The organism is Pseudomonas sp. RA_105y_Pfl2_P56 (assembly GCF_963970845.1).
GTDB lineage: Bacteria > Pseudomonadota > Gammaproteobacteria > Pseudomonadales > Pseudomonadaceae > Aquipseudomonas > Aquipseudomonas baetica_A.
On the sequence record NZ_CAXAPL010000027.1, the window covers coordinates 41,634 to 61,869 of the forward strand.

A 20,236-nucleotide genomic window follows, 5' to 3' on the forward strand; every position below is an offset into this window, starting at 1 on the left:
TATCTACAGCCCGGATTACCGGCGCCTGAAGCAGGCGCCGGAATGTGTGAATTGTAATCCGGGATGGGGTCATTCATGGCACGACAGAAACGGTAGTACAGTTCACCAATATTTCAGAATGAGGACATTCCATGGCACAAAAAAACGAAGACGACGACAAGGTCCGTCTCGATAAGTGGCTATGGGCCGCGCGTTTCTACAAAACCCGGGCCTTGGCCAAAGCAGCGATCGAGAGTGGCAAGGTGCATTGTCGAGGCGAGCGCTGCAAGCCTGGCAAAGAGCCACGCATTGGCGACGAATTTGAGATTCGCACCGGTTTCGAAGTGCGCATAGTGAGGGTCGAGGCACTGTCTATCGTGCGTCGTGGCGCGCCCGAAGCGCAAACGCTGTATGCGGAGACCGAGGCGAGTATCGCCAAGCGCGAAGCGGCTGCGGCGATGCGCAAGGCCGGTGCGTTGGGCGTGAGCACCGATGGCAAGCCGAGCAAGAAGCAGCGGCGGGATCTGTTCAAGTTTCGGGGTAGCGGCAGCGAGTAGGGCGTCACTGCCTCTTCGCGAGCAAGCTCCCACACAAGATTGCATTCCAATGTGGGAGCTAGCCTGTTGGCGAATCGAGTGCACAGCACTCGCCATGGACGCCGCGATATCAGGCGCTACGCACCACACTCATCCGCGAAATCAGCGGCAGCTTGCCCAGCAAACTGAAAATCGGCGCCGTCACTTTCAGCCAGAAATTCGCGGCGTGATACGCAAATGGCGTGTAGTAGCCCCAGCCCAACGCCAGCACCGCCAGCAACACGCCGCCGATGTAATCGTCCTGACCCCAATGCGCCCCGGCCACCAGCCGCGGCAGCATGAACAGCACCGCCAGGCCCCAGATCGTCAGGAACTGGCCAACCGAGCGGCTGAACACCCCCATGAATAATGCCCAGATCAGCAACACCGAAGCATGGTCGCCCGGGAAGCTCTGGCTCGAGCGATCTTTCAACTCCCAGGTCTTTTCCAGATGCGGGAAGTAATCGCTGAGGTGTACCGCGCCTTCAAGCACCATCGACGGACTGCTGTGCTGCCAGTCCATGAAATCGGCGAACTTGGAAAACAGCGTACGGATCACCACCATCAACAGCAGAATCGATAAAAAACCGAAAAAAGCACGGCGCGCATCAATCGCCTTGAATACCCAGTCACCTTTGATCAGCAGCGTCAGCAGAATCAGCCCGACGACGATGTCGAACGGACGCATACTTGCAATTGCCCAGATGTGGAGCCATATGGGGTTGCTGGCCAGTGGTGCATTGAGCGAGCGGAACAGCCACTCGTCGAAAATCACACACAGCGAGTTACCCGTAGGCCATAACCAGAAAGCCAGTAGCGCTAACGGCACCACGTTGCACAGAACCAGCCGGCCGAGGTTCCACCTTGATTGGAACAAACCCGGATTGTTCATAAAATGCCTCCCATGGCGTAGCAGTCGGCACCAAAGAGGGTGCCAAGAAACGCGAATTTTCATTCTTTGTAATCATTTTGTCATCACTTTCAGATACCGGACCTATGACCGACCTAACGGATACCGATTTCACCCAACGCTTCATCTTCGATGACAGCGACACCCGTGGCGAACTGGTGGCGCTTGAGCGCAGCTACGCTGAAGTGCTCGCCAAACACCCATACCCCGAGCCGGTCGCGCAATTGCTGGGCGAATTGATGGCGGCGGCCTCTTTGCTGGTGGGCACCCTGAAGTTCGACGGCTTGCTGATTTTGCAGGCGCGCTCTGAAGGCCCGATCCCGATGCTGATGATCGAATGCTCCAGCGAGCGCGAGATCCGAGGATTGGCGCGCTACCACGCCGATCAGATTGCCGCCGATGCGACCCTCAGCGACCTGATGCCAAAGGGTGTGCTGGCCCTGACCGTCGACCCGACGGTTGGCCAGCGCTATCAGGGCATCGTCGATCTCGACGGCGAAACCCTGTCCGATTGCTTCACCAATTATTTCGTCATGTCGCAACAGGTCGGCACCCGCTTCAAGTTGTTCGCCGACGGCCGCCGCGCCCGTGGTCTGCTGCTGCAGCAACTGCCGGCCGATCGTCTGAAAGACGAAGAAGACCGCGCCGCCAGTTGGCAGCACATCACCGCGCTGGCTAGCACGCTGACCGCCGATGAATTATTGAGCCTGGACAACGAAACCGTGCTTCATCGTCTCTACCATGAAGAGCAAGTGCGCCTGTTCGACGTGCAGAAGCTGCGTTTCCGTTGCAGCTGCTCGCGTGAACGCTCGGGCAATGCGCTGGTCAGTCTGGGTCTGGAAGATGCGCAGGCGCTGGTTGCCGAACAGGGCGGCAACGTCGAGATCGATTGCCAGTTCTGCAACGAACGCTACTTGTTCGATGCGGCCGACATCGCTCAATTGTTCGCTGGTGCGGGCGTCGACACGCCGTCAGATACCCGGCACTAAAACGGTTCAGCGCAGGTAAATTCACTGCTCAACGACGGAATTTCGCCGTTACGACGGGAGGACCCTACTCTTTTTGGGCTTTTCTGGCATAATCCGGCCCACTTTTTTCGCGGTAGTAGTGCGCAACTTTCTACTACAAAACGTTTGGAGCACACTCGGCCACTGGCCGACGGGGAACCTCATGACGCAAGCCAATAACGCCGTGTACACCGATCTGAGTGTTGATGATCTGGTAAAAGAAGCCCTGAACCGCGGTGAAGGCGAGCTTGCCGATACCGGCGCTCTGGTTGTTCGCACCGGTCATCGTACCGGCCGTTCGCCAGTCGACCGTTTCATCGTTGAAGAGCCTTCCACCCAGGCCGCTATCGCCTGGGGCCCGATCAACCGCAAGTTCCCGGCCGACAAGTTCGATGCCTTGTGGGCTCGCGTCGAGGCGTTCAACAACGCGCAAGAGCACTTTGTGTCCCATGTGCATGTCGGCGCGGCTGAAGATCACTACCTGGCCGTGAAAATGACCACCCAGACGGCCTGGCAGAACCTGTTCGGTCGTTGCCTGTTCATCAACCCGGCCCAGTACAACCCGGCTGGTCGTGACGAGTGGCAAGTGCTCAACGTGGCCAACTTCGAGTGCGTGCCTGAGCGTGACGGCACCAACTCCGATGGTTGCGTGATCCTCAACTTCGCCCAGAAGAAAGTGCTGATCGCCGGCATGCGTTACGCCGGTGAAATGAAGAAAGCCATGTTCTCCGTGCAGAACTTCCTGCTGCCGGCCGCTGACGTGCTGCCAATGCACTGCGCCGCCAACATCGGCGAAGAAGGCGACGTGACCCTGTTCTTCGGTCTGTCGGGCACCGGTAAAACCACCCTGTCGGCCGACGAAAGCCGTTACCTGATCGGTGACGACGAACACGGCTGGGGCGAAGGCGTTGTCTTCAACATCGAAGGCGGCTGCTACGCCAAGTGCATCGACTTGTCCGAGAAGAACGAGCCGGTCATCTGGAAAGCCATCAAGCACGGCGCTGTGCTGGAAAACGTCGTCATCGATGACGCCAAGCACGCCGACTACGCCGATGTCAGCCTGACCCAGAACAGCCGCGCCGCGTACCCGCTGGAGCACGTTGCCAAGCGCTCCGAGCACAACCTCGGTGGCGAGCCGAACGCTGTGATCTTCCTGACCTGCGACCTGACCGGCGTGCTGCCGCCAGTGTCGATCCTCAACGAAGAACAAGCGGCCTACCACTTCCTGTCCGGCTACACCGCACTGGTGGGCTCGACTGAAATGGGTTCGGGCAGCGGCATCAAGTCGACCTTCTCCACCTGCTTCGGCGCACCGTTCTTCCCGCGCCCGGCCGGCGAATACGCAGAGCTGCTGATCAAGCGCATCCGCGGCTTCGGCTCCAAGGTCTACCTGGTCAACACCGGCTGGACCGGCGGTGGCTACGGCGTCGGCAAACGCTTCAACATCCCGACCACCCGCGCAGTGATCGCCGCTATCCAGAGCGGCGCACTGATCGGCGCCACCACCGAGCACCTGGACACCATCAACCTCGACGTGCCATTGGCCGTACCGGGCGTTGAAACCAACCTGCTCAACCCACGCAACACCTGGGCTGACCAGGCTGCGTACGACGAGGCTGCCAAGGCGCTGGCCGGTCTGTTCATCGAGAACTTCAAGAAGTTCGAAGTGAGCGACGCGATCAAGGCTGCTGGGCCGAAGTTGTAAGCGTTGGTTTGTGGTGAATGAAGAAGCCGCCCTTCGGGGCGGCTTTTTTGTGAGTTTTAAAAAGTTATACTAATTTCTCTTTCTGATATTGGTTAACTCCTGCTCAAAATCTTTAATGAGATTGATGTCTTCGAGTATTTCATTTGCTGCTGGCATTGATTCATATACACCTGGTGCGCAGTCATGCCCCTTAAATAATCCGCTACACTTAGCCACCGCATTGCTTACTTTGTCCAAATCTTCGTCGCAAATATCTTTCAGTTTATTTAGGCGTTGCGTTTGTACTCCTCGGCCAAATCGCTCTACCACTTTGTTTAGCAGTTTTTCCTCTACTAGTCTTTCCCAAGCCTCTCTTAAGAAACCGTAGAATTGCCCGGCGAGTTTGTTGTATTCAGACTCTGTATCATTAGTTTCTGATTTTTTTAGCTCACCATAAAGCACGTTAAGATATTTAATTCTTTTTGCCGTGGTGAGTGCATCCCATGGTGGGGAGTTTCTAACAATCCCAGTCGAAGTCATGTTTCTGTCTAGACTGGTAATTTGAAGTGTGTAACTAGGGTCAGATTCTGCGGCCTCAATTAAAAACTTGAGGAAAACGATCTCGTGGGTAAATATTATGACTTGCCTCACGAGAGACTCTTTCATGAGTCGATTGGCGATTTTTAAACGCCACTTATGATCTAAAGAGTTTACGGGGTCGTCGAAAATTACGCCCGATGCCCTGTTGTCTGCCCGCAGCTCTGCAAAAATGCTAGCGAGAGCAAGGCATTTTTGTTCTCCTTCACTAGCAATTTGATGGACGCTAGCTGCTGTAGACTCTGGGAGTACTATTTTAAATAGTTGGGATCCAGTGGCGTTTCTCGTATTTGCTTCAACAGAGTAGTGTTTGAATCCAAGGAGGCGTAGCTCATCCGTAAAGTGGCTCTTCAGTGAAGCAGTTAAGTAGACTTCACTAATTTCTGAGCTTAAGGTCGTGATTTTTCTCGTAGTGGTTTGTTCTCTTATCTTCTCGTAAATCTCAAGTGTCTTTCTGCGTTTTATTTCGAGTTCAATTGTAGCTTTGTTATCTGTTACGAGTTTTTTGGCAATTAATTCTTTTTCGGTGGTTTCTTTAGAGGTGATTAGCAGAGCCATATTTTGTTCATCTACTAAGCTGGCTACTTCTTTGTTGATTTCGTTTAGTTGATTTTCAAGCGTGGCTACGATGCTTTCATCAAGATCACTAGCTTTAGTCCTTATAATGTCGATATCTTCGTCTAGTAGTGTTTTTATTCTTGATGAGTAGCTTGAGTTGTAGGTCGATATTTTTTCTCGAAATCCTACTATTCTGTTTTCAAGGTCTATAATTATTTGTTCAAATATTGATAGGTCGAAAGCTGTTGTTTCTAATTCTTTTTTTCGCTGATCTTTTGCTGTTTTCGCGCTATTTGCTGTTTTTTGTATTTCGTCCTTAATATAGGTTTCAAATTTATCCAGCCTTTTGCCTGCTTCATCACCGATAGGCTGTAAGCATAGTGGGCAACTCTCACCAGCCTTCGGTGGAAAACCTCCGACAGGTGACACATCCATCACAAAGGCTTTAGCCGATGTCCATAAGGTCTTCCACACCTCATTTCCAATTTTCTGAATCGGAAGGTTTGCGAACGTACTAGTTCTAAGTTTTTCTGATGCGTCGTAGGTTTCTTGTTGGTTTTCGATAAGCTTCGCGAAGCCTGCGAAACTCTCCTCAGAGATTAATGTGTTTGCTTTTTTTAAAGTGTTTAGTAGGGGGTTTGCAGAGTTGACTATTTTTATTAGGTTTTTTTTAAGTTCTTCAGCGGATTGTGATTTAAGAGTTCTAAGCTCTGTTTGAATGTTGTTTAAGTCAAGCAGTTCTTGCTCAGTTATGCAAAATGAAGCAAGTTCGCTAGAAGAAGTTTTTGCAGAAAGCGAATTTATGAATTTACCTGCTTTTGTAGAGAGTTCAGCTGCAGGAACTACTATAGGGTTTTTAAGAGGTTTTATTTTTTCGTCGACTGTAGTTCGTATTTTGTTACACATGTCAACCAGTTCGTCTAGTATGTGAAGGCCTGCAGGTCGGTAGTCTAACTCCCCTTCTTTTTCTATATAGTGAAATGCTGACTTTGAATCGAATACGCGAATTGATTTTAGAGCTGTTATTTCGTCGCCTTTGTATGTCCAGTTAATGTCATTAAAAGCCAATCCACCTTCGTTAAACGAAATTTTTGCATTTGAATTAAGTTTTGAGGGTGTAAAAGCATTTCCTATGACGGCGGGTTTTTCACCTCGAGTCAAACATGCATTTTTCAAGATCCTAGAGTAGCTTGATTTGCCTGAACCATTATCCCCATAGATAACGGTTAACCCTATGTTTGAGAACTTTAAAACTTGGGTGTTTTCCAAGGCTGAGATGTTTTCTGTAGGTCCAATTGAGCTTAATGTTACTGGCTTTTCCTCTATTTCAAAACCTTCTGCCGAGATGCTTGAATTATAATTTTCATAATCTTCGATCGACTCTGGAAAGCCAGATTCTCTTCGAGCCAATTTATAGATTGATTCTTGATTTGCTCCTGTAAGCTCTTGTTTTTCTATAAGCAGTCTAACTGTGTGTTTCCACCAAATCGGTCGACCAGTTTTATTAGCCCACTCCACTATCTTTGCTATAGCAGTCATTTTTTTGCTCCTGTTTTTTGTTTTTATCGTCGTACATGACTTATTTGTTACGTATAAGGCGTTGCTAATGCGTCTTGCGGTAATTAAATTTTCATACGGTTATTTTTATTTTCATTAATCCGATCGCGTATTTGCCACTCTTTACGAGACTAGCGGAGAAGCTTCATATTGCTAGTATTTGGATAGCAAAAAGGCCTCCGACCTTCGTCGGAGATCCCGTAGAGTCTAAATTGTGCAGGGGGTAGTTTGGCAGGAGAAAAAATTCGGACACTCGTCGGTGCAGAATATTCGGAGAGCGATAGGTGAACCTTAGATTTTATTAATTACCAGAACGCGGGTGCCATGCTGTCCTGTTCACGCTTCGACAGCCCTAGTGCCCCAGCGACCGTCTGCCATTGACTGACTATTTCTTGGTAATTTTCAATGAGTTGCTCGGCTTCGCTCCCGCTAACCCGAAAATACTCCGCCACTTCCCTCGCCAGCTCCAAATCCAAAGCATTGTCAGAATCAGTGATGTTGAGCTTCAACCCATCCGCATGCGCCACGGGATTCATGTCATACGCTGCCGACAAGCGCCACCCTCGGCCAGGATCCAGAATAAAACCATGGTTTCGCAGGTGATCATCGGTGTTGGAGACCAGGATGTTGAAGACGATTCTCGACCAGAGTTCACGGAGGTCGGTGTTGGGTTCCGAGCCGTGTTCCATGATTACTTCCGCCAACTCTAGATAGCTGGCGCCGGTTGAGGCGTCGTCGCCGTCGACGCGGTTGGTCATGGTCATGGCTGATGCGAAGTGATGTCGGCCGCCGCGCGCGGTTCGGTCGAAACGCTTCACCAGGAAGCAGTGGTGATCGCTTGCGTAGCGTCGGGCCATGCCGGTCGCAACACGTAGACCACAGTTGACCGCCAAAGCGTTTACTACAAATTCCCAACCACCAACATCGTGGTCATCTCTCGTACTTGGGAATTTGGCGATCCACAGTTGGCCGAACTCGTCGACGACGCTGGCTTTCGGTCTGGCGCCGCCCAGTGAGCCGCCCGGTGCGATGAGCATTCTTAGCCATTCGCGGCCCTCGCTGGCTGTGTTGTCCCTGTCGTTTTCCAGGGCGAGACTTGCCTGCTCTAACGCGCGCAGCTCGACAAAGGGTGGAGCAGCAATGCCGTCGCGGTCGTCGAGGAAGTTGCCTTCGTCATTGAGTTTGTAGCGAAGGGCGCCGACACGGAACAGGTCGTGCACGCCAAGCAGGTAGTCGGATTCGAACAGCTTGCTGTCTTTGGGGATCAAGCCGTCACGAATGTCCCTTTCCAAGCGGCGTTTCATAAGCAGTTGGCCCCAACGATCAGGGCTTGAGTCTGCAAAGACGCCAAAGCGGCTCTGATGTTGGCCGGGGAATTGGCGGCCTTCGAAAAGTCCGATTCGTGGATCTAGCGCTGTGAGATTCAGCTCAGGATCTGCCAGCGCTTTCGGGTCGTACTCAAATTCGAACACGTTGGTGTTGCGTGTTTTCCTTGCATGCAGAAATCCGAGGCGTCTGGCGCCTTTCAAGGATTCCCAGTCTGCATAAACAGCAATCAGCGTCATTCTTCACCTGTTGGGGGGGCGGCCTTTTTCTTCTTGTTCAAAAGGCTGGAGAGTGAGTGTGTATTGAATGGGAAGTCAGCCGGAATTTTCGTGGTAGTGGCGGCATCGATAACGTTTGAAGTCCCGACGTGTTCAGGTGAGCCCTTTTTTACCGCGCTGACTGCTCGTACTCGCTGGGGCTTTTTGGCTGCGGATCGTGTTGAAGGCATTAATTGCGCATCCTGCAATTGGCGACCCATTTCATCGGTTGCAGCCAGTTTGTTCATATCCTTTTCCAGCCCCAGCACTTGCATGACCGACAGGTAGGCCCCGATGGTGACGCCTGATCCTCCTGACTCCAGATGGCGCAAGGTTGTCAGCGACATGCCTGATCTTTCTGCGACCTGCTTGGCCGTCAATTTGCGGCGTAGGCGCGCCAGCTTCAGTCGTTCACCAAGGTCGACCAAAAGCCGAGCAGTGGAGGGCAAGAGCGGCGCTGTTTTTTTGGCCATATGGCAGTATTCCTTCATTTTTAAACCTTAACTGCCAGAATAATAGCACTTAAGCTGAAGGACGCTGTTTGCCGTAAGACCCCTGAAAAAACGAAGTTAAGTGGCATTATTCCATCTGTTTTTAGTCCGTATAGCTAGAATATTTCCACTTGAACGTTAGCGCTTTCTCGGGTCATCCCGGTTTTTGCCAGTACTTTTCGATAATGCTTTCCGTCAGCTCATCAAAGAATTTGCTCATGGTTACTCCGATGTTTGATAACAGTTTTTGATAGCTCTCACAGAGTTCATAGGAGCGGTTCGATCCTCAATTTCAGACTGGCGCTTTCCAGTTGAGCATTTGCTGCTGCGCGACTTGCAGCAGGTCACAGCCATCCTGCGTCAGCAGATAGAGGGCGTGGGTGATGTGGGGGATGTCTTCGACGTCGGCTTGTTTGAAGCTGAGGCAGTAGAGGGTTTTAAGCAGGTCGCTGGAGGCGCGCAGGCGCTGGACGGCGCATTCGAGGATGTCTTGCGGGTTGGCTGCAGCGTCGATGATCAGGGGCTTGGTGTCGGTGAGGTTGGATTCGAGTGGGCGGTAGCGATCAGGGGTGAGCGGGTTCCATGTTTTCATTATTTTTGGCCTCGAAATATGTCATGAGAATTCGCACCCACCGTGACCACAAGGGATAGGTGGCGGACTGCGTTCGGGTTGGTCAACCGGTGAGGCACTCACAACCGGCACGCCCGAAGGCGTCCCGAACTCAGCCGCCATAAAGCGTGCCGACACAAAAAGCGCCAGCAGCATACAACGAGTGCGAGTGCACAACTCATACGGGTGACCAAGCCCGAACCGCTGATTTGGCAGCGATAGTCACGACTATAGGTTTGAACTACCAGGCGCCGATAGGCGGCAACGGAGTCCAGACCTGTAGGATCGGTACGAAGATCAGATAGGAGATTGTTGTAGGTTTTTTCGTCGGTTCACCGTCAACCAAGATTCTTGTACGCCGCCGTATCCAGCACACTGGTCGTCAGCCCGGTTTCGGGTGTGTAAATCGAACCTTTCACCGCTGAAAACGGCACACCTTTGCTGCCCAGCGACACACACCGTTCGTCTTGATCCAGTTCGGTGAAGTAGGTGTACGAACACTTTTCCATGGCCTGGTATTTCGCGGCGGCCCTCACGATGGCGTCGGTGTGCTGGCGCAGGTCAGCGTCACTCAGGTTCAGGGTTTTGCTCAGCGGCGTGCCCCAGCGCTGCAGGCACACTTCGGCGAAGTGGCGGACGATCAGGCCGGGTTCGGCCAGCACGTTAGGGCCTCTGTCGCCGTCAACGGCGGCGTTGCCCACCAGTGTGGCGTGGCGGCCGGGCATTGGGAAAACGCTGGTTCTGGTGCCGGTGGCGGTTTGCGGGATGACGCAACTGAAGCCTTTGGAGCGCTCGTTCCGGGCATAAAAGCCGACGTATTCTTTGACGTTGGCGTTGAGTTTCACCCGGTGTTCCTGAAAGTTGCCGATACCCGGAACCGGGTCAATGGCGAAGATCCTGACCGGAATATTCTTCAGCGCGTCGTCGGCGTACAAGGCGTTGGCCAACATGTGGCAACTGACGCCGCCACGACTCCATCCCACCAGGTTGACTTGAGTGGGAATGACGCCATCCTTACGGAACGTCTTGATGATTTGTTCCTGTAACTTTTGCTGAGTAACGCTTCGCTTTCCGTAGTTATATTTTCGCCACATCCACGAGCCTTCTATTTTTACGTCTTCGATGGGAATACCGGCAGCTTTCAGTCGGTTGTATTCTGCTTCGGTCAGTTGTTCACGCTGCCAGTCGCACTGGCCTTTGATAATGTTCACGGCATGTTGGACATTCTCCTCCCAACCTTTTCCGAACAGCGTACCGCTCAGGTCGTAATCGCCGGATTCGGTAAACAGTTCATCGGTCTACAAATTGCTGGTGCCCGGGCCGTCGACGATGACCCATTCGGCAAACTCCCGGCCGCTGTGGTGCGAAGCCAGTGTGGAAACCAGTTCGCCGTTCCAGTAGTTCGGGTTGTTCGTATCAAATCTGGTGGAGCCGGTACCGCAAAAAAAGACAGTTAAAGTCGTCATGTTTGTTGCTCTGTTAATGGAAGAGCAATCAATCTAGTGCGGTTGTTTTTTGTGGTGAAGCAATGGGTTGTTGCCAAGTTTGTTGCGTATTGTTTTTCAGTTTTTATTATTCGCTTTGAACTTCGCCACTTCCAGCAGTTCGCAACCATCCTGAGTCAATAAGTAAAGCGCATTGACGATGTTGGGGATGTCTTTGACATCCGCTTGTTGAAAACACATGCAGTAAAGCGTTTCCAGCAGATTGTTGGCGGCGCACAGTCTTTGTTGAGCGGCATTCAGCAAGTCTTCATGGCTGGCGTCAGTGTCGATAACCAGTACCGGATTGTCGCTGTAGACAGTTTTCAAGCGGCGATAGCGGTTGATGGGTGGATGCAGTGAGTTCATGGATGAAGTCTGTCCTTTGAGAAGTCGCTACGGCGAGGTTCAGTCGCGCCGGCCACTATAGGAGGGTGCTGCGCAGCGGGACAAGACGGCCAGGATGGACAGCGTTTGTAGGGGGTTTTCCGGGGGGGCGGGTATTTGCCCTACAGGTTTTCATGACCTTTTTAAGGCAAAACCCTTAGACAGGAAATTTCCCACGGCTTTATCAGGCGCTTCTGGGTAAACATCTGTATTGTGCGCGCCAGAATCTGTGGGACGTTTCCAAACTTCTGATACGCGCTTAAAGGGAATTAGGTATGCAGTGGCTACGAATGGCCTCGATCATATTGCTGTGGGCTATTGGCTACCGTTTGACGTTGGCAGCGGATATTGGCAATGCGCTGGTACTGGATCATCTGGATCGAACCGGTTGGCCAGGCGCGCTTACCAACCAGGCGAATGTCGACACGGCCTCTCGCGCCGAAGTGCTGATGTTCGCCAAAGCCTTGCTCGCCAGCGAAGCGCTGGACGAGTCAGGTTTGAAGCAACGGCTGGGCGTGCCGCAAGTGCAGCTCAAGTCGATCAGGCAAGTGCGCAATGATCTCTGGGATCGTTTGCTGAGCACCTATCGCAACGCCAGTCAGGACTGTGACGGGCAACCCTTTTGTCCACAGGTGCGTAGCATCTCCGATCTGCGCCAACTGGCGGCGGCGTTCACCGCAGACATCAGCCCGGCCCATGCGCTGTGGGCGAGCAAGAGCCTGGATGTGCATGAGCAAATGCTGAACGAGCAGTTGCGCGTGGCGGTGTTGCGGCCCTGAGTTCTGGATGTTGTATGGCTTTGGCAGGCCGTCTCGCGGGCACTGAGTTGTCCGCGCCTTTCGCTGTATCATTGCGTATCGATTTGGCCCCGACCTTTTCTCGACTCGCTGCGATCGCCCGCTAGGCTGTTGGCATGGCAGCGGTCAAAGGAGTGACAGCGAATGCACAACACCCTGGAACAGGTTTTTGGTTATCCACAGTTTCGACCCGGACAAGAGGCCGCCATCAGCGCGGTGCTGGCCGGGCGCTCGGCGGCGGCGATCTTTCCCACCGGATCCGGCAAGTCCCTCTGCTATCAACTACCGGCGCTGATGCTGCCGAATCTGACCCTGGTGGTTTCGCCGTTGCTGGCGCTGATGCAGGATCAATTGGCGTTCCTGCAACGCCACGGCATTTCGGCGGGGAGCATCGATTCTGCGCAGAGTCGAGACGATGCCAATGACGTGATGGCCCGCGCCCGTTCGGGTGAGTTGAAGATTCTGATGATTTCGGTCGAGCGTCTGAAAAACGAGCGCTTCCGCAATTTCCTGCAGCAGGTGCCGATCTCTTTGCTGGTGGTGGATGAGGCGCATTGCATCTCGGAGTGGGGCCACAACTTTCGCCCCGACTACCTCAAACTCCCGGACTACCAGCGCCAGTTCAACATCCCGCAAGCCTTGCTGCTGACGGCCACCGCCACGCCGAAAGTCATCGCCGACATGCAGGCAAAATTTGCCATTGCCGCTGACGATGTGGTGACCACCGGTTTCTACCGGCCCAATCTCAATTTGCTGGTGGAACCGGTGCGCGGGCAGGACAAGCGCCGGCGTCTGGTGGAGTGGATGGCCGAGCGTCCGGGCCAGCCGAGCATCGTCTATGTGACTTTGCAGAAAACCGCCGAACACATCGCCGAACACCTCGAGCGCAACGGTATTCAGGCCGAGGCCTATCACGCCGGTCTGCCCCACGATCAGCGCGAGGGCATCCAGAAACGCTTCATGGCCGGGCAGTCCAATTGCATCGTCGCGACCATCGCCTTCGGTATGGGTATCGACAAAAGCGACATCCGCAATGTGGTGCACTTCGACCTGCCCAAATCCATCGAAAACTACAGCCAGGAAATCGGCCGCGCCGGACGTGACGGGCAGCCTTCGGACTGTCTGGTGCTGGCCAATCGCGACAGCCTCAATGTCCTGGAAAACTTCGTCTACGGCGACACGCCGGAACGCGAAGGCATTCGTTATGTACTCGATGAATTGAAAGCTTCGGCACCGCAAGGGCAGTGGGAGTTTCTGCTCGGGCCATTGGCCGATCACAGCAACATCCGGGCGTTGCCCCTGAAGACTTTGCTGGTGCAATTGGAGTTGCGTGGCTTGATCGCACCGCGTTACGCCTATTACGCCGAATACCGTTTCAAATACCTGCTGGAGCCCGAGGCGTTGCTTGAGCGTTTCGAGGGCGAGCGCCGGGATTTCGTCGCGGCGATCATCCACACCTCAAGCCGGGCGCGCACCTGGGCTACGGTGGATTTCGAGGCGATGTATACGCAGTATTCGGCCGAGCGTAATCGGGTGGTGAAGGCGCTGGATTACTTCCAGGAAAAGGCCTGGATCGAGCTTGAGAGCAAGCAGATGACCGAGGTCTACAGCTTGTTGCACAGCGACTTCGACAGCGATGTTCTGAGCGCAGAACTGCACGATGACTTCACTCGCCATGAACAAACCGAAGTCGCGCGGATTCACACCATGCTGGATGTGTTCGCCACCGATCGTTGCCTGGGGTATCGCCTGGCCGAGTACTTCGGCGATCACAATGCCCCTGAGCGCTGTGGGCATTGTTCGGTGTGCCATGGCCACATTGCCCGGTTGCCGGCGCCACCGGAATTGCCTGCGCTTGTGGATAAAAGTTTTGCGGCACTGTGCGGTGATTTTATCCACAAGCATGAGCAGCACACGGGCCATGCGCCGACGGCGGAACGGCTGACGCGGTTTCTGTGCGGGATCAGTGTGCCGCTGTTCACCAAGCTCAAGGCGCGGACGATTTCCGGGTATGCGGCGTTGGAGGCGTATCCCTACGCTGAAGTCCGCCATTGGGCTGACAATCACCTGCTCGATTAAGCCCCGCCCCGTGGGAGAGTGCACAGTCTTTGCGCGGCTGCATCCATCCGCTGAATGTCGATCATCACGGGAATAAACTTCAAAAACCGTCGCGGGCTGACTATGGTGAGACCCGTCTATGGATCGCCAACAAGAGAACAACATGAGCCAGACATTCGATATTCAGCAGGCTGCCGTGATCGGTGCGGGGACCATGGGGCGCGGCATTGTCATGTGCCTGGCCAACGCTGGGGTGACGGTGCAGTGGGTCGACAACAATCCACAGATGCTTGAGCAGGCGCTCGCCACGGTGGCCGACACTTATGCACACAACGTGCGTCAGGGGCGCATTGATCAGGCTGAGGCAGATGCGCGGCTCGCCCGGGTCAGTGCGGCGGCGGATTACGCGGCAATCCGCAATGTCGATCTGGTGATCGAAGCGGTGTACGAAAACCTTGAACTCAAGCAGAAGATCTTTCGCGAACTCGATGGCCTGCTCAATCCCGAGGCGCTGCTGGCGAGTAATACGTCGGCGCTGGATATCGATGCGATTGCTGCCGCCACCCGACGCCCTGAGCAAGTTCTGGGCCTGCATTTCTTCAGCCCGGCGCACATCATGAAACTGCTTGAAATTGTCCGTGGCGCGAAGACATCACCGGCCGTGGTGCACGCCGCGCTGGCGCTGGGCGAGCGCATGGGCAAGGTCAGTGTGGTATCGGGCAACTGCCACGGTTTTATCGGCAATCGCATGCTCCATCCGTATGTGCTTGAAGCACGCAAGATGCTGCTGGAAGGGGCTTACCCACAGCAGGTCGACGCAGCCTTGCAGGGCTTTGGTTTTGCCATGGGGCCGTTTCGCATGTACGACGTGGTCGGCATCGATCTGGAGTGGCGTGCGCGTGAGTTGGCCGGCAAGGGCCAGGAGGCTCCAGAAGTTCAGGTGGACAACCGCTTGTGCGAGATGGGCCGGTTTGGGCAGAAATCCGGCAACGGTTATTACCATTACGAGCCGGGCAGTCGTCAGGCTGAGCATGATCCCGAGGTCGATGCGCTGGTGTTGCGGGTCAGTGACGCATTGGGTTTCCAGCGCCGTGAGATTGGCCCGCAAGAGATCCTTGAGCGGTGTTTGCTCGCGTTGGTCAACGAAGGGGCGAAGATTTTGCAGGAAGGCATTGCCGAGTCGGCGCATGACATTGATCTGGTCTATCTGAACGGCTATGGCTTCCCGGCGGACAAGGGCGGGCCGATGGCCTGGGCGGATCAGCAAGGGCTGGCGGATATTCATCAGCGCTTGCTGGCGTTGGAGACACGGCAGGGCGATCAGTGGAAACCGGCGCGGTTGATCGGTGAGTTGGCAGCGCAGGGGAAGGGGTTTGCCGACCGTTGAGTGATGGGGCGCCAGTGCTGGCGCCTTCGCGGGCAAGCCCGCTCCCACAGGTATAGTGCTCGTCCTCGCTGTCAGTGTGAGGTCGATCAAGACGAGAACTGCGCATGAACCAACGCACCGACTACCGGCATTTCCAGCCCATCACCACGCGCTGGCACGACAACGACGCCTACGGCCACGTCAACAACGTCACCTATTACAGCTTCTTCGACACTGCCGTGAACACTTACCTGATTCAGGTCGGTGGGCTGGATATCCATGACGGTGAGGTGGTGGGCTTTGTGGTCAGTTCGGCGTGTGATTACTTCGCTTCCATCGCTTTCCCGGACTTGATCGAGATCGGTCTGCGGGTGGGCAAACTGGGCAACAGTTCGGTGCAATACGAATTGGCAGTGTTCAAGGTCGGTGAAAGCGAGGCGTGTGCGGCCGGGCGTTTCGTGCATGTGTTTGTTGATCGGGCAAGCAATCAGCCCGTGCCGATTCCTGCCGGGTTGCGCGGGGCACTGGAAAGCCTGGTGGTGTGAAAAACGCAAAAAAAATCGCAGCCCCAGGGCTGCGATTTTTGTTCAAGCATTCGCCTTAGTGGTGACGATAGTACTTGTGATGCTTGCGATGACCGTAGGCATGGCCGCGACCACGGCGGTCGTCGCGGTAGTAGCGACGGTCGTCACGACCGCGATCATAACGACGATCATCGTCATTGCTTTTGTTGCCCATGTAGTTGCCCAGCGCGCCACCGGCACCGCCACCCGCCGCGGCGCCAATCAGGCTGCCGGTGGAGCCGCCCACGCTGCGGCCAACCACGTTACCGCCGGCTGCGCCCAGCGCACCACCGATGGCCGCTTCGCCACGGCTGTGTTTGTTTGCGCCAACGGCGCTACCACCCGCGCCGCCCAGGGCCGCGCCAATGGTGGAACCTGTATTGCCGCCTAACGACTGACCGACGACCGAGCCAAGAACCCCGCCCAATGCGCCGCCCACACCTGCTTCGGTGGTGCCGCCAGCAGACGCGAAGCCACTGACCAGGCCAAGGGACAACAAGAGAATCGAGGAGAACTTCATAGGTGAGCCTCAAAGGGATGACGGCGCGATCCTGAGGCTCTGTAACAAGCGTGACAATCGAAATCCGACGAATAACACGACTTGTATGCAATTGTGCAAGTTACTGTTTTTTATGCGGAACTTAACCGATTTTCGCCGGTCTTTAGCTACTTCGGACTGGCCGCTTTTGTGAAAAAGCGGCCTTTTTTATGGGCGCTGGAAAAGTGTTTGAGCTTAAGAAATGCATTGACTGAACCGACGCCTTCGCAAGCAAGCCCGCGCATTGGAGTGCATTCCAATATGGGCTTGCTCGCGAAGAGGCCGGAGCAGACGCCGTATCAAGCCGACTTGGCCATGATCAACCCGGTCTCGCTCGCCGCTTCCAGGCGAATCGCAATGAACTTCGACGTCGGCGTATGGCTGCCATCCCCAGTGCTTTCCAGCGGCACCAGCGGATTCACTTCCGGGTAATACGCGGCGGCCTGGCCGGCCGGAATATCAAACGCCAGGAGCGTAAAGCCCTTCACCCGACGCTCACGACCATCGTCCCAGATCGAAACGATGTCGGCCTTCTGCCCTGGCCGGAAGCCCAGGCGAATGATGTCGGCTTCATTGACGAACAGCACGTCGCGCTGGCCTTTCACCCCGCGATAACGGTCGTCGAGACCATAAATCGTGGTGTTGTACTGATCGTGGGAACGCATCGACTGCAGGATCAGATCCGGCAGTTGCCCGGTGGCGCGGGTGCGTTCGTTGACCAGATCCTTGGGCAGCATGTTGGCGCGGAAGTTGGCGCGGCCCGACGGGGTGCTCCACTTACGTGCACCGGCGCTGTTACCGAGGTAGAAGCCGCCAGGGTTTTTGATCTTCTCATTGAAGTCTTTGAAGTTCGGGATGGTGTCGGCGATCAGCTCGCGAATGCGCCCGTAATCGGCCACCAGCCAGTTCCAGTCCACCGGTTTGCTGCCCAGCGTGGCGGCAGCGATGCCGGCGATGATCGACGGTTCCGAACGCATCTGGTTCGACAGCGGCTGCAATTGGCCGTTGGAGGCGTGAACCATGCTGAACGAGTCTTCCACGGTGACGGCTTGTGGGCCTTCGGTCTGGATGTCGATGTCGGTTCGGCCCAGGCACGGCAGGATCAGCGCGTCTTTACCGTGGGCCAAATGGCTGCGGTTGAGTTTGGTGCTGATCTGCACGGTCAGGTCGCAATTGCTCAGCGCCGCGAACGTGCGCGGGCTGTCCGGTGTGGCTTGGGCGAAGTTGCCGCCCAGACCGATAAAGACCTTGGCGCGACCTTCGGCCATGGCATGGATCGCCTCGACCACGTTGTGGCCGTTTTCACGCGGCACCTTGAACTGGAAACGCCGCTCAAGGGAGTCGAGGAACGCCACGGGCGGGCGCTCGTTGATGCCCATCGTGCGGTCGCCCTGCACGTTACTGTGACCGCGCACCGGGCACAGGCCTGCACCGGGCTTGCCGATGTTGCCGCGCAGCAGCATCAGGTTGGCGATTTCCTGGATGGTCGGCACCGAATGACGATGCTGGGTGATGCCCATCGCCCAGCACATGATCACGTTCTTGCCTTTGGCGTACATGCGCGCCGCTTGCTCGATCTCGACCAGGGTCAGACCGGACTGCTCGACGATCTGCTCCCACGGCGTGTCGTCGACAACGCCCAGGTATTCCAGCACGTTGGCGCTGTGTGCATTGAGGAAGTCGTGATCGAACACCGCAGGCGCGCCAGCCTTCTGCGCGTCGCGCTCCCATTGCAGCAGGAACTTGGCCATGCCGCGCAGCACCGCCATGTCACCGCCCAAGGCCGGACGCAAGTACGCGGTGTTGGTCGGCTTGTCGCCGTTGGTGAGCATTTCGATCGGGTGCTGCGGGTGTTGGAAACGTTCCAGACCGCGCTCTTTCAGCGGGTTGATGCACACCACTTGCGCGCCGCGTTTCACCGCTTCACGCAGGGGTTCGAGCATTCGTGGATGGTTGGTGCCGGGGTTCTGGCCCCAGACGAAAATCGCGTCGGCGTGTTCGAAGTCATCGAAGGTCACGGTGCCTTTGCCGACGCCGACACTTTGCGCCAACGCCACGCCGCTGGCTTCGTGGCACATGTTCGAACAGTCAGGGAAATTGTTGGTACCGAAGGCGCGCACGAACAACTGATACAAGTAGGCGGCTTCGTTACTCGCACGACCCGAGGTGTAGAACTCGGCCAGATCCGGGCTTGGCAGATTTTGCAGGTGTTTGGCGATGAGCGCGTAGGCGTCGTCCCAACTGATCGGTTTGTAGCGATCGGTCTGGGCGTCGTAGACCATCGGCTCGGTCAGGCGGCCCTGATACTCAAGCCAGTAATCGCTCTGTTCCAGCAGCGAAGTCACGCTGTGTTTGGCGAAGAACTTGGCATCCACGCGACGCTTGGTCGCTTCCCAGTTCACCGCTTTGGCGCCGTTCTCGCAGAACTTGACCATGCCGCTTTCCGGCGAATCACCCCAGGCGCAACCCGGGCAGTCGAAGCCGCCGTTCTGGTTGGTCTTGAGCATCATGCGCAGGTTTTTCAGCGCGTTGTCGCTGGTCAACCAGGCCTGAGCCACACTGATCAGGGCACCCCAGCCGCCGGCAGCGCCTTTATAGGGCTTGTAGCGCGGGACAGGTTTCTGGTCGGCTTGATGATGTTGGCTCACGCTTGATTCTCCATCGCGGGGCTATACACCCGCGGCGCACTTTTGTGCGGCAGGTGGATGAGATTGAGGTTGTGCCGACGGGCCCATTGCACGGCAAGGCCCGTGGGGGCGGACAGGCTGACCAGGGTCTGGATGCCGGCGCGCAACACTTTCTGGATCAATTCGAGGCTGCAACGGCTGGTGACAATCGCCAGCCCGCCTTCTGTGGATATCTGCTGGCGGATCAGCCCGCCGATCAGTTTGTCGAGGGCGTTGTGCCGGCCGATGTCTTCGCGACCGAGCAGCAGCTCGCCGCTGGCATTCATGAACACCGCCGCATGCACCGCACCGCAGTGCTGACCCAGCGGCTGGAACGCGCCGATGCGCTGGCGCAGACCGTCGAGCCATGCACTCGGCGGCAACGGTGCGCCGGGCAACACCTTCAGGTCAGGCAGCGCCTGTTCCACCGCTTCGACGCCGCACAGGCCGCAACCACTGGTGCCGGCCAACTGGCGCCGCTGTTGCTTGAGGTTCCAGAAGGCGCGGTTGGCGATGGTCACCTGTGCGTATTGCGCAGAACCAGCGCCGGTCAGTTGCAGGTCATAAATGTCGTTGGCGTCTTCGATGATGCCGCTGCCGAGGCTGAAACCGACGATGAAGTCCTCAAGGTCGGTCGGCGTCACCAGCATGACTGCCTGACTGATGCCGTTGTAGGCAATCGCCAACGCCACTTCCTCGGCCAGCGCGGTGCTGGCCGATTCCTGTAGGGGCAGATCGCTGTAGCTGTAGGTCTGGCTGGCTGCGGGCGCGGGCGTTTCGAGTGCAGGCGCCGCGCAGGCTGGGCGCTTGGCGTTCATGGCATCACCAA

General features: G+C 55.7%; 16 protein-coding genes and 1 pseudogene. 7 read left to right on the forward strand and 10 right to left on the reverse strand.

All coding sequences use genetic code 11. The features are described from left to right. Positions 1 to 131: 131 nt before the first annotated feature. Positions 132 to 536, forward strand: coding sequence for an RNA-binding S4 domain-containing protein (locus tag AACY11_RS18585; RefSeq protein WP_339431564.1), 405 nt, complete (start codon positions 132 to 134; stop codon positions 534 to 536). A 109-nt stretch (positions 537 to 645) separates the two neighbouring features. On the opposite strand, the gene AACY11_RS18590 is transcribed toward AACY11_RS18585, so the two are convergent. After that, a complete protein-coding gene (locus AACY11_RS18590; RefSeq protein WP_339431563.1) occupies positions 646 to 1,446 on the reverse strand; it encodes a phosphatase PAP2 family protein in 801 nt (266 codons plus the stop codon). 104 nt (positions 1,447 to 1,550) lie between these two features. Here AACY11_RS18590 and hslO point away from each other — a divergent pair, with 104 nt between their 5' ends. Together hslO and AACY11_RS18600 are read left to right on the forward strand one after the other, a co-directional pair. Further along, positions 1,551 to 2,453: an Hsp33 family molecular chaperone HslO gene (gene hslO, locus AACY11_RS18595; RefSeq protein WP_221731029.1), complete on the forward strand. Its 903-nt coding sequence runs from the start codon at positions 1,551 to 1,553 to the stop codon at positions 2,451 to 2,453. Between the two features lie 181 nt (positions 2,454 to 2,634). Next, on the forward strand, positions 2,635 to 4,176 hold the full coding sequence (locus tag AACY11_RS18600; RefSeq protein WP_339431562.1) for a phosphoenolpyruvate carboxykinase: 1,542 nt from the start codon (positions 2,635 to 2,637) through the stop codon (positions 4,174 to 4,176). A 69-nt stretch (positions 4,177 to 4,245) separates the two neighbouring features. Here AACY11_RS18600 and AACY11_RS18605 read toward each other — a convergent pair whose 3' ends face one another. The 6 genes and pseudogenes from AACY11_RS18605 to AACY11_RS18630 all read right to left on the reverse strand — a co-directional run bounded on the left by AACY11_RS18605 (position 4,246) and on the right by AACY11_RS18630 (position 11,401). Continuing rightward, positions 4,246 to 6,849 carry an AAA family ATPase gene (locus tag AACY11_RS18605; RefSeq protein ID WP_339495488.1) on the reverse strand — a complete coding sequence of 868 codons (2,604 nt, stop codon included), beginning with the start codon at positions 6,847 to 6,849 and terminating at the stop codon, positions 4,246 to 4,248. 323 nt (positions 6,850 to 7,172) lie between these two features. Beyond that, positions 7,173 to 8,432 (reverse strand): type II toxin-antitoxin system HipA family toxin, encoded by a 1,260-nt coding sequence (locus tag AACY11_RS18610; RefSeq protein WP_339495489.1) that lies wholly within the window; start codon positions 8,430 to 8,432, stop codon positions 7,173 to 7,175. Continuing rightward, positions 8,429 to 8,923: a helix-turn-helix domain-containing protein gene (locus AACY11_RS18615; protein ID WP_339495500.1), complete on the reverse strand. Its 495-nt coding sequence runs from the start codon at positions 8,921 to 8,923 to the stop codon at positions 8,429 to 8,431. The genes AACY11_RS18610 and AACY11_RS18615 overlap by 4 nt, the downstream gene beginning before the upstream one ends. Positions 8,924 to 9,233: 310 nt before the next feature. Then, positions 9,234 to 9,533 carry a hypothetical protein gene (locus AACY11_RS18620; protein ID WP_339431559.1) on the reverse strand — a complete coding sequence of 100 codons (300 nt, stop codon included), beginning with the start codon at positions 9,531 to 9,533 and terminating at the stop codon, positions 9,234 to 9,236. A 356-nt stretch (positions 9,534 to 9,889) separates the two neighbouring features. Next, a pseudogene (locus tag AACY11_RS18625) lies at positions 9,890 to 11,017 on the reverse strand (hypothetical protein). 96 nt (positions 11,018 to 11,113) lie between these two features. Next, a complete protein-coding gene (locus AACY11_RS18630) occupies positions 11,114 to 11,401 on the reverse strand; it encodes a hypothetical protein (protein WP_339431557.1) in 288 nt (95 codons plus the stop codon). 293 nt (positions 11,402 to 11,694) lie between these two features. Between AACY11_RS18630 and AACY11_RS18635 the strand changes: the two genes are divergently transcribed. The 4 genes from AACY11_RS18635 (at position 11,695) to AACY11_RS18650 (ending at position 16,185) form a co-directional block, all read left to right on the forward strand. Beyond that, positions 11,695 to 12,198: a polysaccharide deacetylase gene (locus AACY11_RS18635; RefSeq protein ID WP_339431556.1), complete on the forward strand. Its 504-nt coding sequence runs from the start codon at positions 11,695 to 11,697 to the stop codon at positions 12,196 to 12,198. Positions 12,199 to 12,360: 162 nt separating this feature from the next. Continuing rightward, positions 12,361 to 14,295, forward strand: coding sequence for a RecQ family ATP-dependent DNA helicase (locus tag AACY11_RS18640; protein WP_339495490.1), 1,935 nt, complete (start codon positions 12,361 to 12,363; stop codon positions 14,293 to 14,295). Positions 14,296 to 14,437: 142 nt separating this feature from the next. After that, positions 14,438 to 15,661 carry a 3-hydroxyacyl-CoA dehydrogenase gene (locus tag AACY11_RS18645; protein WP_339495491.1) on the forward strand — a complete coding sequence of 408 codons (1,224 nt, stop codon included), beginning with the start codon at positions 14,438 to 14,440 and terminating at the stop codon, positions 15,659 to 15,661. Between the two features lie 104 nt (positions 15,662 to 15,765). Next, the gene (locus AACY11_RS18650) at positions 15,766 to 16,185 is read left to right on the forward strand and encodes an acyl-CoA thioesterase (protein WP_339431553.1); all 420 of its coding nucleotides are present in this window, start codon (positions 15,766 to 15,768) and stop codon (positions 16,183 to 16,185) included. A 55-nt stretch (positions 16,186 to 16,240) separates the two neighbouring features. On the opposite strand, the gene AACY11_RS18655 is transcribed toward AACY11_RS18650, so the two are convergent. From AACY11_RS18655 to fdhD, 3 genes are all read right to left on the reverse strand, one after another. After that, positions 16,241 to 16,723: a glycine zipper domain-containing protein gene (locus tag AACY11_RS18655; RefSeq protein ID WP_339431552.1), complete on the reverse strand. Its 483-nt coding sequence runs from the start codon at positions 16,721 to 16,723 to the stop codon at positions 16,241 to 16,243. Between the two features lie 317 nt (positions 16,724 to 17,040). Continuing rightward, positions 17,041 to 19,389, reverse strand: coding sequence for an FdhF/YdeP family oxidoreductase (locus AACY11_RS18660; protein ID WP_339495492.1), 2,349 nt, complete (start codon positions 19,387 to 19,389; stop codon positions 17,041 to 17,043). Then, the gene (gene fdhD, locus AACY11_RS18665; protein WP_339431550.1) at positions 19,386 to 20,225 is read right to left on the reverse strand and encodes a formate dehydrogenase accessory sulfurtransferase FdhD; all 840 of its coding nucleotides are present in this window, start codon (positions 20,223 to 20,225) and stop codon (positions 19,386 to 19,388) included. The genes AACY11_RS18660 and fdhD overlap by 4 nt, the downstream gene beginning before the upstream one ends. Between the last annotated feature and the right edge of the window lie 11 nt (positions 20,226 to 20,236).